The sequence below is a fragment of the Neptuniibacter sp. 1_MG-2023 genome (assembly GCF_030547185.1).
Classification (GTDB): Bacteria; Pseudomonadota; Gammaproteobacteria; order Pseudomonadales; family Balneatricaceae; genus Neptuniibacter.
The window spans coordinates 39,796-52,947 of sequence record NZ_JAUOQR010000007.1 but is presented as its reverse complement, the minus strand read 5'-3'; the positions used below and the strand labels follow the sequence as shown (position 1 = coordinate 52,947).

Here is a 13,152-nt window from a genome sequence, read left to right as displayed (position 1 = left end):
TATGACAGATCGTTATGCCGTTTTTGGCAACCCTATAACGCATTCAAAATCACCGCAGATTCATACGGCTTTTGCTGAAAATACAGGTCAAGATTTGACCTATGAGGCGGTTGCTGTAGCGGAAGATAAATTTGCTGAAACTGTTGAGTCATTTTTATCCGGCGATGGGCGGGGGTTGAATATAACTATACCTTTTAAGCAGGAAGCTTGGGCGTTAGCTACCGTGCGATCCCCTCGTGCAGAACTTGCCGGAGCAGTGAATACTCTCTATCGCGATGAGCAGGGGCAGCTCTGTGGTGATAACACTGATGGTATAGGTATGGTGCGAGATATTATTCGTAACCATGGCGGCAAGATTGAAGGTAAGCGGGTTCTTATTCTTGGTGCTGGTGGTGCGGTGAGGGGCGTGTTACAGCCTGTTTTAGAGCAGAAGCCACAGCGATTAGTGATTGCAAACCGAACCGCTTCAAAAGCGGTTGAATTGGCCGAACTGGTTGCTCATTTAGGTAATGTTTCCGGATCTGGATTTGATACATTGGATGGACAATGTTTTGATTTGATTATCAATGGGACCGCTGCGAGCCTTCAGGGAGAAGTGCCTCCCATTCCTGCTTCTGTTTTAGCTGATCATGCTTGGTGCTATGACATGATGTATTCCGCCTCCCCTACTGCTTTTTGTCAGTGGGCTTTAGATAAAGGCGCAGAAAAATCAATTGATGGATTAGGTATGCTCGTTGAACAAGCCGCACAATCCTTTCAAATATGGCGCGGAATTGAACCTGATTCTCAGTCGGTAATTAAACAGCTTCGTAATCTATTAACTGATTGATTTTAATACAACTGTTATCTTTCCTTGTTTTTCCATCAGAGCTTGCAAGCGGCGCTTCTGGGGGGTATAACTTCAAGAAACACAGGTAAAAATTGTGATTTCTTAATGACCCCAGTCATCAGCGGGAGCGCCATATGGTAACGGAAACCCGACTATCCACTGAGCAGCTCTATTGCAGCTGTGATCCTGAACTACTACCTTTTAAAACCACATCAACACTTGAACCTTTTACCGGCTTTTTTGGGCAGGATCGGGCGCTTGAGGCGATGGAATTTGGTATTGGTATGCGCCGTCCAGGTTATAACCTGTTTGTTATGGGAACGCCTCATACTGGACGTTTCTCTTTTGCGATGGAAAACCTAAAAGCGGTTGCCAAAAAAGAGAAGAAACCGACCGATTGGATCTACCTTAATAATTTAAAAGATAATCGCCATCCTTTGGCCATCAGTTTTCCCGCCGGGAAGGCACAGCAGTTTAAGCGTGATATTAAACATATTATTGAGGGCGCTTTAACGGAGATGCCCGCGGCGTTTGAAAGCCCAACTTACCAGCGTAAGAAAAGTAAAATCGAGCGCGATTTTAATCGTTATTATGATCATGCGATTGATGCCGTTGAGCGCGAAGCGCGTGAACATAGTATTGCTGTCTATAGAGATGCCGGGACTATAGGGTTTACTCCTGTTGCTGATGGGCAGGCAATGGATGAGGCAGCTTTTTCTCAGCTAACTGAAGAGGCGCGAGCTGGATTTACTAGAGCTATTTCTGAGTTAGAAGATCAGCTAAATGAGGCGCTAACTGGCTTGCCTCAATGGCGTCGTGAAGCGGCTGAAAAGTTAAAAAATCTTGATCGAGACACAACTAGAGAAGCGATCTCCCCCCTATTCCAACCGATTAAAGAGAAATATGCCAATCTCTCTGCAGCCATGGACTATTTGGCAGAGATGGAAAACTCGTTGGTTAAAAACTGTAGTGAAATTGTCGGTGATGACAAGGTTCTAGAGCCCGTAACTGATGCTGCCCGACGTAACTATATGGAAAGCAATTACGGGGTTAATCTGCTAGTTGATAATGTTAAAACCAAAGGCGCTCCCGTTGTTTATGAGGCTCATCCGAGTTATGAGAATCTATTTGGCCGCGTTGAATACAATACGGAGATGGGTGCGCTGTCGACCAACTACAAGCTTATTCGTTCTGGTGCATTGCATCAGGCTAATGGCGGTTATTTGGTTATGGAGGCGGAAAAGCTATTAGAACAGCCTTTTGTCTATGGCGCATTGAAGCGTGCACTGAAATCCCACGAGATAAGTATAGAAAGCCCTGCCAGTGAATATACAGGGATCAGTACTATTACACTCTTGCCTCAAGCGGTGCCTTTGACAGTAAAGATTGTGCTTGTGGGCTCTCGAGATATTTATTACTTACTACAAGAACTCGACCATGATTTTGAAAAGATGTTTCGTGTTGTGGTCGATTTTGATGAGGATGTAAAGCGAACTCCACAGATGGTGCGTAGTTATGCCCGTTTGATGAAAACCTTAGCGGATGAAGAAGGTTTAGCGCCTTTAACTCGTCGAGCGGTAGCTCGGTTGGTGGAACATAGTTCTCGGCAGGCTCAAAATCAAGCGCTGTTATCGGCTCATATTGGTGAGTTAGTAGATCTGCTCTGTGAAGCGGATTTTAAACGGATCAAGGAGGAAGATGAGCTAATCAATGCTGATCATGTGGAGATGGCATTGAATGCGAAAGAGCGTCGCACAGCACGTATGGCGGAGAAGATTGAAGAGGGTATCGTAGAAGAGACCGTATTGATCGATACTGAAGGTGAGGCTATAGGTAAAGCCAATGGCTTAACTGTACTTCAAGTGGGTGATGTGGCTTTTGGTACACCTGCACGTATTACTGCGACGGTATATCCCGGTAATCGCGGTATTGTGGATATTGAGCGGGAGGTGACTTTAGGTCAGCCTATTCACTCGAAAGGGGTGCTTATCCTCAGTGGTTTCCTGGGTAATCAGTACGCTAAAGATTTCCCTATGGCGATGTCCGCGAGCATAGCTCTAGAGCAATCGTACGGCTATGTTGATGGTGATAGCGCTTCATTAGCGGAGGTTTGTACTTTAATCTCAGCACTTACCCATATTCCAATCAGTCAAAATTATGCAACCACTGGTTCAATCAATCAGTATGGTGAAGTGCAGGCAATTGGCGGTGTAAACGAGAAAATAGAAGGTTTCTTTAATCTATGTAAGGCTCGAGGCTTGAATGGCGAACAGGGGGTGGTTATCCCTAAGGCAAATATTCGTAATTTAATGTTAAAAGCTGAAGTGGTTGAAGCGGTGAGACAAGGGGAGTTTTCTGTTTATGCAGTTTCCCACGTGGATCAATGTTTAGAAGTCTTGATGGGGCGTAAAGCCGGTAAGCTTAAAGAGGATGGTACGTTTACTCAGCGCAGTATTAATGCCCAAGTGGTTAAGCGTTTACGTGAAATATCCAGTGCTAAAGCCGATTAGGCTTCATACCTTATGCTTAAAATAGGTAAAAGTTGTTGCTAGCTAGTTCCATGCTTAGCATTTTACCGATACTATGCACGCTATTAGTGCAATGGTTTCATTGTCACTAAGGTTATACCGAATTGTGACGACCGGCATTGATGATAGAAGGGGGATTCAATGCCGGTCTGTCACACTACGAAGTAAATAGCAGTTTTTTACTGCAGGTCTACTTAGTTCACTGCTTGGAAACAGTTAACCTTGTGGTTTAAAACTCTGTTACAAGTACAAGGTTTAACGTATCTGTTTCTTCATTGCTGTATGACTCTTCACGAACATACTCTGCAACAACAGACGCATTTTCACCGAATGAGCGCTCTACACCTAGAACAATACGTTCTTCCGCTAGGTCTACAACATTCTGGCCATCATCTGTTTCACTATAGCCTGCAAAGATTTGACCGTCAGCACCAAACACGTTAGTTGCATAACCTGCATTTAGGTGTAGGAAGGTAGGGTCAATAGATGTGTTGTCAGCATCAATATCAATATATTCTGCAGACAGCGCTAGAGCACCGACTTCATATAGGCCGTTTACACGCCATGCATCGCCTGCTGGAAGGCCGTTTAGGTCAGCAACATCGCTTAGGTAGCCCGCACCAAAAGACAAGCCTTCAGTTACAGCGAAATCTGCGCCTAAACCAATAGTATCAAGGGTATCGCCATCTTCTGCGCCATTAAAAGTATAAGCGTCTAGTGTTAGGCTATCGTTACCCCAGCTAACCATCGCCATACCTTCTTTGATATCGAAAGCATCGTCAGTTAGTGGATCAGTCCATGAGTTGCTTTTAATAACAGCAAATGGAACTGGTGCTTTACCAACAGTAAGGGATAGGTTGCTATCTGGTGCACCAATTACAGCGTAAGCTTCAGTTACGTCTAGTTTTTCAGCGTCTGAATCATATTCAATTAATGAAGAAAGCGTTACGTTTTCGTTAACTTTAGCTTCAATGCCTAACTCAAAAGTGTCAAGCAGGACATCATTTGTGCTGTTGCCGCCGTCTTCTTCAGAGTGAGTTGCAAGAACTTCTAACGCACCTGAAACGCTTACGTTATCAGCAAAACCACCAGAGGTATTAGATGTAGTTCCTTGTTTAGCTATAGTAGCTTGCTGAGTCGCTAGCTGAGATTCAAGCTGTGCGATGCGCGCTTTCATTGCTGCTAATTCTTCTGCAACGTCCGCAAATGCAGGAGATGATATTGCTAGAGCCGCTGCAACACATGTAGCGATGGCTGTTTTTTTCATGGTTTTTCCCTTCATCTTTATGTAATAGTAATAAGTTATATTATAACATTTTATATATGCTTGTGTGTATACCCCAATGCCTAAAAATAGCCTCTTCAAAAAAGAGGGGGTAGACACTCCCTAAACTAGAAATGGGGATAAGTGGTTATCCCAAGCGGTATGAGCCGGAATATCCAATTTTACTTTTTCTTTATTTTTGGTTTGGCAGTTATAACGGTAGCAATACCCTCTGCCCGTACTGATTAAGAACTCTTCAGGTTTCTCTGTTTGCGCTAAACCGCAACCATCTCTGCTTGTGGTTGATGTAATAAATTGCTGGGTGTCTGCATGCCAAAATGTTACTAAGTCACCGCGGGGTGATGAGATGGCTGCAACTTTTCCGCTTTTATCAAAACGAGCACTACCGCAATACTGTTTCATTGCCATATTGGTGCTAATCGGTGCGCGAACTAATGCTAGAGGTTGTCCTTGGGTATGGAACGCAACTAAAGGGACATCGTCTGTTTTGTCTCCTTGGTATTGCAGGCCTATGACAACCCTGCCTGTTTGATTGATATCAAAGTGGCGAATGCTCAGCTGGTGGTACTCTTCAGGCATAAAGACCTGTTCTTTCAATTGACCTGTATTGATGTCTACATAGGCTAGTGATGGGCGCATAACATCTATATTGAGTTTTGCCCTACCTTTGTCGGGATGGGTAAGAATTCCCCCATTGGCGATTACTAAGGTCTTTTCATCAGGCATCATTTTTAGTTCATGGGGGCCAATGCCCGCAGAGCTAAATTGTTGTACAACAGCATAGTTATGCAGAGCATCACGAATAACAATTAGTCCCTGCCCTGTTGCAATCTCGTTTTCAGTTGAGATCAGCCAGCGACCATCTGCAGAATAAATTGCATGGCCGTAAAAGTGCTGTCCTTGAGCGCTTCTAATGCGAGTTTCTAGCTGTTTTTTTTCGTAGTTGACCACATCAATAAATGTTTCTGGGCGACGACCTACAGCGGCTAATAGCGGCTTATGGGGATGGGCCGCAATGTGATGCGCTCGTGCTGGTAACTCATGACGTAAGTGCAGACGCCCTGCCTGATCGATCACCAGTAATTCATATGCACCATTGGATGCTTTTGCAGCGGAAGCAAATAAAGACTGTTTCCCATTTGCAAGCAGCGAAGGGCTTAGTAAAGTGCAACCTAACAGCAGGCTAAATTGTCTACGATTAATCCCCGTCACGACTATTAAATCCTAGCTGAAGACCTAGTGCAGGCATGGTTTTATCAAGGCTTTCGTGCAGTTGCTTAAGCTCTTGGGCGATAAGTAGTAGCTGCTCTTTCACCTTTGGCTCTTTAAGGTGCTGAGATAGTGGCGTAGGTATCTTTTCTAAGGTGGTTTCTATAGTGATGAATTGCTGTTCAATACTGTCTGCTAAATCGGTCGCACCCTCCTCTTTTAGCAACTGGAAAAGACTGTAATCTTTAAGGCCGCTGTAGAGGTGATGGAGTGATTGGATATTCATCTGTATATTTTGCAGTGCATTTTTACTACGCCAGCTTTCTAAGCGACGAGCCTTTGCTTTACCTTCATTACCTAGTGGTCTAAGTATTTTTAGATCGCGAATCACTTCCAGTGGTTCGACTTGAGCTTTCATAATATCAATGCTCGCTTCTTGAGCACTTTCGTAGATACCTTCTTCGGAAGTGAGTGTACTAAATTCCTGCTTGTACTCTTGCCACTCCTTATTGGTATTGTCCGTTTGAATGACTAGATAATCACTAACCGATTGTAGGAATTGGCAACGATATGGATTCTCTTCTATCTGTTTTAACGCGTCATCAGCAAAGAGAATTCGCTCCATGGCGGGTAAGCCTTTCACTGCAATACTTGCTGTTCTGAAAAATTCGGGCTCCAGTGATGCTGGATCTTGATTTTTAAGAATAATATTCAGTTGTTTTGAAGTGAGGTTTTTCTTGTCTGGCCAAAATTGAATCGTAAAATTACGCATTAATAGTTCAATAGGGCCAAACTGCACATGCTGTATACTCTGCCATGCATTCAGTGTGTCAATAAAGTGGGCTTCAGCATTCCTCAAATTTTCTTCGGATGGCGCTGCACACAGTGAGGCGCTAGCCATCGCTAAGGTTTTGCTTTTTTCCGCTAGAATATTGTAGCTCGGAAGTATGTGCTCATTTACAGCGGCTTGATTGAGTTTTAACCAACGCTCTTGGCTGATTTCTGCTGCTGTAATTGGCGCATTCAGTAAAAATACTAAGCTGAGTGCGCTGTATCGGGTAATAGATAGCAGGCTCATTTATAGAGACTCCAGGAATTTGATAAGATTATTTCGATCAGATTTTGACATCTTTGTTACGGATCGCTTGGCTTGTTCAGCTTCGCCTCCGTGCCAGAGGATCGCTTCAAGTAAAGTGCGTGCACGACCATCATGTAAGTAGTGGGTTTTTCCGCTAACAACGTCCGTTAGTCCAATGCCCCATAACGGGGGTGTTCGCCACTCAAGGCCATTAGCTAAATACTCGGCGCGATTATCGGCTAAATCTTCCCCCATGTCATGTAATAGAAGATCTGTATAAGGCCAGATTAATTGATTACTTAATTCAGGTAGCTCGGGTATGTTCGCTGTTGTAAATCTTGGCTGGTGGCAGTTAGCGCAACCGCTATTATAGAAAATTTCTTTGCCCGCTAAAACCTCTGGATCGTCAGCATTTCTGCGAGCGGGAACGGCAATATGACGTGTATAGAAGAGTAATAGCTCTATCATGCTTGCGGATGCCTCAACCCCGTCAAGATGAGCACTATTTCCATTGGGCATGTTTAAGCAGCTTTCTTGCTGTTGTGTGCACTCGCCATAAGGACTTGTTGCATAGGGAGTGGATATGCCTATATCTCCATTAAAAGCGGTATTGTTCTGTTGGTTTAGAGTTGGTGTGCCGGCCTTCCAGCCAAATCGCCCGAGTGCTGTTGACTGGGTTTGTTGGTTCCAAACCCAGTTAGCCCTGCCTGAAATACCATCGTTATTGAGATCATTAGGATCGCTTAGGGCTAAAATGCTGGCCTCAGGAATACTTTCTAAGAGACCTAAACCAATCATCGGGGGGGCGATACGAGGTGATAATAAAGTCTCTGGATGTAGAGGGCCATATCCGAGATCGCTGATTGAGTATTTTGGGCGACGTAAAGAAACGGATTCTCCATCCGCTAAGGTGATCTCTGTCTCGCTATAGCTTATTTGTATATGCCCTTCGGCATTTAATCCTGCTACCGCAAAGTCTTGTAACTGAGTACCGTAAGTCGGTTCAGGAATGACACCGACCTCTCCTGTTGCTAAGGCTTGCTTTTGCTCTTTGTTTTGAGGAGGGATACTTAAGCGCAAGAAAAGTGAAACTGCGTTATCTTCTGGCCAGTTGCTTTCCGGCGTATGGCCTCGGCCATCTCTTATATGGCATTGCATGCAGGAGCGAGCATTATAGAGGGGGCCTAAACCATCGCTGGCGGTGGTTGATGATGGCGCAGGTACCCACAACTTTTTGAATATACTATTCCCTAGCTTAAAATCTAACTCTTTTTTAAATGCGAGATTAGCGGCTGGGTGGCTGAAGCTGTGTCTATTATTTCCATTATGATGAGTTGTTGCACCACCCTGCTCGATCTCTTCTGCTATAAAACCTACCGTTGAGCTCTCTGCTGCGAAGAGCTGGAAGGAGAAAAGCAGATATAGGAATAGAGATAATTTGTGCACAGTATTTTTTTCATCATCTATGAAAAGAAAAATCCGAGACCTAGGCCCCGGATTTTATGATTAGCCTTCAGTTTAGTTACTCAGCGCTAATTGAAGCTGGGTTATCTAAGCTATCTGAACCTTCTAACTCAATACCTTCGAGCTTCAACGCTGCAATAGCATTTTCAATAGACTCAGCTTCTGCAACTAAGGCGTCCACGAACGTTTGTACTACTTGGTTGCCTGTTTTGTTGTCGACACCGATAAGTACGTCAAAGGTATTGCCTTTCGCTGCTTCATCAACCATTGCTTGAGCAGCGTTTTCAGTTCTGTCCAGGTTGTTTCTAAGATCTTGATCAACTGCAGGAGATTGGTGCTTGATCAGTTCCGCAAGGCTTGCACCAGAAACGGTGGAGCCATCAACGCGGGTATATTCGCCTAAATAGACATTTTTAATCCCTTTTGCATCGTAGAAATGGGAGTTATGTGTATTATCGGAGAAGCAATCATGTTCCTCTTCAGGGTCATGTAGCATTAAGCCTAGCTTAGTGCGTTCTCCCGCCAGTTCACCGTACGCTAAGCTACCCATGCCCGTTAGAATTGTTGCTATACCTTCCGCGGGTGCTTTGGATAATAGTTCAGTGCGCGCAGGGCCTTGGGGAGCCCAGTTGTTTGTCATCTCTTGCAGATCATCAATCAGAAGCTCTGTCGCAGCCATTAAGTAGTCGCGGCGACGATCACAGTTACCATGGGTGCAATTCTCAAGATCAAAATCAGTTGCTGGGCGATTACCTGCACCTGGGTTATTACCATTTAGATCTTGGCCCCATAAAAGGAACTCAATGGCATGATAACCAGTTGCCACATTGGCTTCTACTTCGTCTATCTCATGTAGGGTTTCTGCGAGCAGCTTCTTATCTATTTTAGATGCGTCAATCTCAACGCCACCTACTTTAAGTTTGCTGTTGGCAACAATATTAGCTGTATAGAATGGGTTTTCATCTGATTCCGCACCATAACCTGCTGCTACGTAATCGATCAGTCCTTCATCTAGTGGCCAAGCATTAACTTTGCCTTCCCAATCATCAACTATTGGGTTACCAAAGCGGAAAGCTTCCGATTGCTGGTAAGGTACGCGTGCTGCAATCCACGCTGCACGAGCCTTTTTTAGATTCTCTTCGGTAGGTTTGGCAAGGAAAAGATTAAGAACTTTATTTAGCTCTTGAGCCGTTAGTAGCGAATCTTCATACGTCGCTTGTGCAATGTTAGCGTAATTGTCGAGTATATCGGACTGGGCGGGCGTTGAGGCAAGAACGGGACCGCATACGATAGCCGATATAGCTGCTGCTACGAATGACTGGCGAAAATTCATAAATCAATTCCTATTTATTTGCAGTAATAATAAATTTTTCAGAAGGATAATCGTAATGAGAATAAATATCAATAGCAAAAAGGCTTATATAAACTATTTATGGCGCTGCGCCTGAAAGCCAGTGCTCTGCTTCGATAATCCATGCGGCTTCTCCATTAGGGCGAAACCAAGAATCTACTGCATAGGCATGGTCCGTATCGCTCTCAATCACTGCGGCACTGTTGTGGGGCGCATGGAGAGTGAACAAGCCACGGTGCATATTACCGCCAACTCGGTGGTATTTAAGCAGTTCTAAGTTTTGTAGAAGGAGTAAATAAGTACTTGTGTTGTTTGATTCGGCAACACAGTCGAGTTGATTGCTTTCAAAGCTAAAGCCAAAAGCATTTTTAGCTAAATCGTGTTCCGTGCCTATTTTGGGACCTGTTATCTTTTCTAATAGTCCGATCGCTTGAGCTATCCTCTCTCGTTCTTCTACAGCGTTAGCAGGTAATGGGGTGAATAGTAATTGAACCGGTTTAAGCTCATCGGCTGATAACTGTATAGATTTGGATTTAGTGCAACCAAAGTTTTGGCATAAGGTCATCTCTCCTGAGTCTGTAGGTGTTGATAAACCATGTGTTTTTAGCCAAGACTCTGGCGTACTTTGGGTGTTGTAACTACAGCCGCTGCAACTGATAAGAACAGCGAGGGCGCTATAAATTAGCGTAGTCTTCTTCAAGGTGTTTATCCTTTAGATTTACGTAATTAGAGGCGCTGTAACTGAAAAAAGAACATTCCTTTTCGGTTAAAGCTCGTTGTTGCTTTGCTGGGCGGCCCACATAAAGATAACCGCTTTTTAAGGTTTTTCCTGGGGGCACAAGAGAGCCAGCGCCGATAATCACTTCATCTTCGACAATAGCGCCATCCATAATCATAGCGCCCATACCGACAAGAACCCTATTGCCAATACTGCAGCCGTGTAACATCGCTTGGTGGCCAATGGTGACATCAGAGCCGATGATAAGAGGGAAACCGTCAGGGTTGTAGGGGCCTGCATGAGTAATATGTAACACGGAGCCATCTTGTACGCTTGTGCGATCGCCTATGCTTATTCGGTGCATATCGCCACGAATGACAGTGAGAGGCCAAACAGATACATCATCGCCCAATGTTACATCACCAAGCACGACCGCACTTGGATCAACAAATACACGCTCTCCTAACGTGGGAGTCATGCCTTGATAGGTACGGATTTTCATACTTTATTACTCGAATATGATTTAAAGGAAACTATTATGGCAAATTTATAAGAGGAAGTTTAAATAGAATTATAATTGAAAAATTCATTTTTGATCCCATTAAAGAGGTATTACCCCTCTTCTTTAGGAGCATATTAGATGAGCAACCCAATGCTTGAGCCGCAATTATTACCTGCTTTTAGTTCGATTAAACCTAATCATATCGAAGCAGCGATAGATCAGTTATTGGCGGATGGCCGAGCAGAGGTTGAGAGAATCTTAGGCTCAATGACATCGCCTACATGGGATAATCTTGTGGCGCCGTTGGAGGAGATGAACGATCGCTTGGCAAAAGCTTGGTCACCGGTCTCTCATATGAATGCGGTGGTTAATACGGATGAGTTGAGAGACGCCTATAACGCCTGCCTGCCTAAATTGTCCCAATACTGGACTGAGATGGGACAGAATCAAGCGCTTTACCAAGCGTTCAATGATTTTGCTGAAAGTGAAAATTTCAAACAGTTAAATGAAGCTCAACAGAAGGTCGTTACTAATACCCTAAGGGATTTTCGTTTATCCGGTATCGCATTGAATGGTGATGATCAAAAACGTTATGCAGAGCTGCAGCAGAAGCTCTCAGAGCTAACGACGAAGTTCTCCGAGAATGTATTAGATGCCAGTAACGCATGGAATAAACTACTTCGCGACGAAAGCGAGCTGGCGGGTTTGCCGCCGATGGCTTTAGCTGCGGCAAAACAGATGGCTGAAGCAAAAGGTTTAGACGGGTGGTTAGTAACTTTAGATTTTCCATCTTACCTGCCAACGATCACTTATGCGGATAATCGTGAATTACGCAAAGAAGTTTATACCGCCTTTGCGACACGGGCATCAGATCAGGGGCCTGGTGAGGGGAAATGGGATAATTCGTCTGTAATGACGCAGATTCTTGAGCTCCGTTTAGAGTTGGCGAAGCTATTAGGTTTCGATAACTACGCTGAATACTCCCTTGCTACTAAAATGGCTGAAACAACCGATCAGGTTGTACAGTTTCTAAATGATTTAGCCGAGAAAAGCTTGCCTGTAGCTAAGCAAGATTATCAGCAGCTGTGTGATTTCGCTAAAGAGGAATATGGGGTTGAGGATCTTCAAGCGTGGGATCTTGCTTACTTTAGTGAAAAATTGAAACAGGCTAAATACGCTATTTCTGAAGAGCAGATTCGCCCTTACTTCCCGCTACCTAAAGTGTTGAACGGTTTGTTTACTGTGGCAGGAAAGCTGTTTGATATTGAGATCAGTGAAGTGAATGAGTTCGACCGTTGGCATAAAGATGCACGGTTGTTTGAAATTCGGCGTAAAGGCGAGGTGATTGCACGCTTCTTCTTAGACCTTTATGCCCGTGAAAAGAAACGGGGCGGCGCTTGGATGGATGATTGTCGTGTACGTCGCCGCTTAGCGGACGGTACGCTTCAGCTTCCCGTTGCGTATTTAGTGTGTAATTTTAGTTCACCGGTGGGGGATGATCCCGCTTTATTGACCCATAATGAAGTGACCACCATGTTCCATGAGTTTGGCCACGGGTTACACCATATGCTGACTCAGATCGAATCGGCTGATGTCAGTGGTATTAATGGTGTTGCTTGGGATGCGGTTGAGTTGCCAAGTCAGTTCTTAGAAAACTGGTGTTATGAGCCGGAAGCTTTAGCACTTATTTCTGGTCACTATCAAACGGGTGAAACGCTGCCGCAAGCATTGTTAGACAAAATGTTGGCAGCACGTAATTTTCAATCCGGTATGATGATGGTACGTCAGCTTGAATTTTCGTTATTCGATTTCTGTTTACATCGTGACTATGAGCCTGGTGTCACAGATGTGCAGAGCTATTTAAACGATATCCGTAGTCGTGTGGCGGTGATTACACCACCTGATTTCAATCGTTTCCAGCATAGCTTTAGTCATATTTTTGCTGGTGGCTATGCCGCAGGGTATTACAGTTACAAATGGGCTGAAGTTTTGTCTGCTGATGCCTTTTCCCGCTTTGAAGAGGATGGCGTATTTAGTAAAGAAGCGGGTAATGACTTCCGTCAGCATATTTTAGAGATGGGTGGGTCTCGTGAGCCAATGGAGCTGTTTGTTGCCTTCCGTGGGCGTGAGCCACAAGTGGATGCACTGCTTCGTCATTGCGGTATCCAAACCGCAGCTTAGAATCATA

At 44.4% G+C, this 13,152-nt stretch carries 10 protein-coding genes; 3 read left to right on the top strand and 7 right to left on the bottom strand.

Going from position 1 to position 13,152, the window contains the following annotated elements; all coding sequences use genetic code 11:
• The first annotated feature begins 1 nt into the window (after window position 1).
• A complete protein-coding gene (gene aroE / locus Q4492_RS09570; protein WP_303417337.1) occupies window positions 2-829 on the top strand; it encodes a shikimate dehydrogenase in 828 nt (275 codons plus the stop codon).
• Between the two features lie 134 nt (window positions 830-963).
• Window positions 964-3,339, top strand: a complete 2,376-nt coding sequence (locus Q4492_RS09565) for a Lon protease family protein (RefSeq protein ID WP_303417335.1) — start codon at window positions 964-966, stop codon at window positions 3,337-3,339.
• Between the two features lie 247 nt (window positions 3,340-3,586).
• Here Q4492_RS09565 and Q4492_RS09560 read toward each other — a convergent pair whose 3' ends face one another.
• The 7 genes from Q4492_RS09560 to Q4492_RS09530 all read right to left on the bottom strand — a co-directional run bounded on the left by Q4492_RS09560 (window position 3,587) and on the right by Q4492_RS09530 (window position 10,964).
• The gene (locus Q4492_RS09560; protein WP_303417333.1) at window positions 3,587-4,624 is read right to left on the bottom strand and encodes an LbtU family siderophore porin; all 1,038 of its coding nucleotides are present in this window, start codon (window positions 4,622-4,624) and stop codon (window positions 3,587-3,589) included.
• A 120-nt stretch (window positions 4,625-4,744) separates the two neighbouring features.
• A complete protein-coding gene (locus Q4492_RS09555) occupies window positions 4,745-5,854 on the bottom strand; it encodes a DUF1513 domain-containing protein (protein WP_303417331.1) in 1,110 nt (369 codons plus the stop codon).
• Entirely contained in the window at window positions 5,841-6,929 is a 1,089-nt protein-coding gene (locus tag Q4492_RS09550) for an imelysin family protein (RefSeq protein ID WP_303417329.1), read from the bottom strand. The genes Q4492_RS09555 and Q4492_RS09550 overlap by 14 nt, the downstream gene beginning before the upstream one ends.
• Window positions 6,930-8,375, bottom strand: coding sequence for a di-heme oxidoredictase family protein (locus tag Q4492_RS09545; protein WP_303417327.1), 1,446 nt, complete (start codon window positions 8,373-8,375; stop codon window positions 6,930-6,932).
• Window positions 8,376-8,451: 76 nt separating this feature from the next.
• Window positions 8,452-9,726, bottom strand: coding sequence for an imelysin family protein (locus tag Q4492_RS09540; RefSeq protein ID WP_303417325.1), 1,275 nt, complete (start codon window positions 9,724-9,726; stop codon window positions 8,452-8,454).
• A gap of 97 nt (window positions 9,727-9,823) precedes the next feature.
• The gene (locus tag Q4492_RS09535; RefSeq protein ID WP_303417323.1) at window positions 9,824-10,444 is read right to left on the bottom strand and encodes a hypothetical protein; all 621 of its coding nucleotides are present in this window, start codon (window positions 10,442-10,444) and stop codon (window positions 9,824-9,826) included.
• Window positions 10,419-10,964, bottom strand: a complete 546-nt coding sequence (locus Q4492_RS09530; RefSeq protein ID WP_303417321.1) for a gamma carbonic anhydrase family protein — start codon at window positions 10,962-10,964, stop codon at window positions 10,419-10,421. Before Q4492_RS09530 ends, Q4492_RS09535 begins: the two co-directional genes overlap by 26 nt.
• Before the next feature lie 138 nt (window positions 10,965-11,102).
• On the opposite strand from Q4492_RS09530, the gene prlC reads away from it, so the two are divergent.
• Window positions 11,103-13,145 (top strand): oligopeptidase A, encoded by a 2,043-nt coding sequence (prlC, locus tag Q4492_RS09525; RefSeq protein ID WP_303417319.1) that lies wholly within the window; start codon window positions 11,103-11,105, stop codon window positions 13,143-13,145.
• Window positions 13,146-13,152: the final 7 nt, after the last annotated feature.

Coding starts and splice junctions, on each gene's coding strand:
- aroE (WP_303417337.1), top strand. CDS start 2: ATGACAGATCGTTATGCCGTTTTTGGCAACCCTATAACGCATTCAAAA.
- Q4492_RS09565 (WP_303417335.1), top strand. CDS start 964: ATGGTAACGGAAACCCGACTATCCACTGAGCAGCTCTATTGCAGCTGT.
- Q4492_RS09560 (WP_303417333.1), bottom strand. CDS start 4,624: ATGAAAAAAACAGCCATCGCTACATGTGTTGCAGCGGCTCTAGCAATA.
- Q4492_RS09550 (WP_303417329.1), bottom strand. CDS start 6,929: ATGAGCCTGCTATCTATTACCCGATACAGCGCACTCAGCTTAGTATTT.
- Q4492_RS09540 (WP_303417325.1), bottom strand. CDS start 9,726: ATGAATTTTCGCCAGTCATTCGTAGCAGCAGCTATATCGGCTATCGTA.
- Q4492_RS09530 (WP_303417321.1), bottom strand. CDS start 10,964: ATGAAAATCCGTACCTATCAAGGCATGACTCCCACGTTAGGAGAGCGT.
- prlC (WP_303417319.1), top strand. CDS start 11,103: ATGAGCAACCCAATGCTTGAGCCGCAATTATTACCTGCTTTTAGTTCG.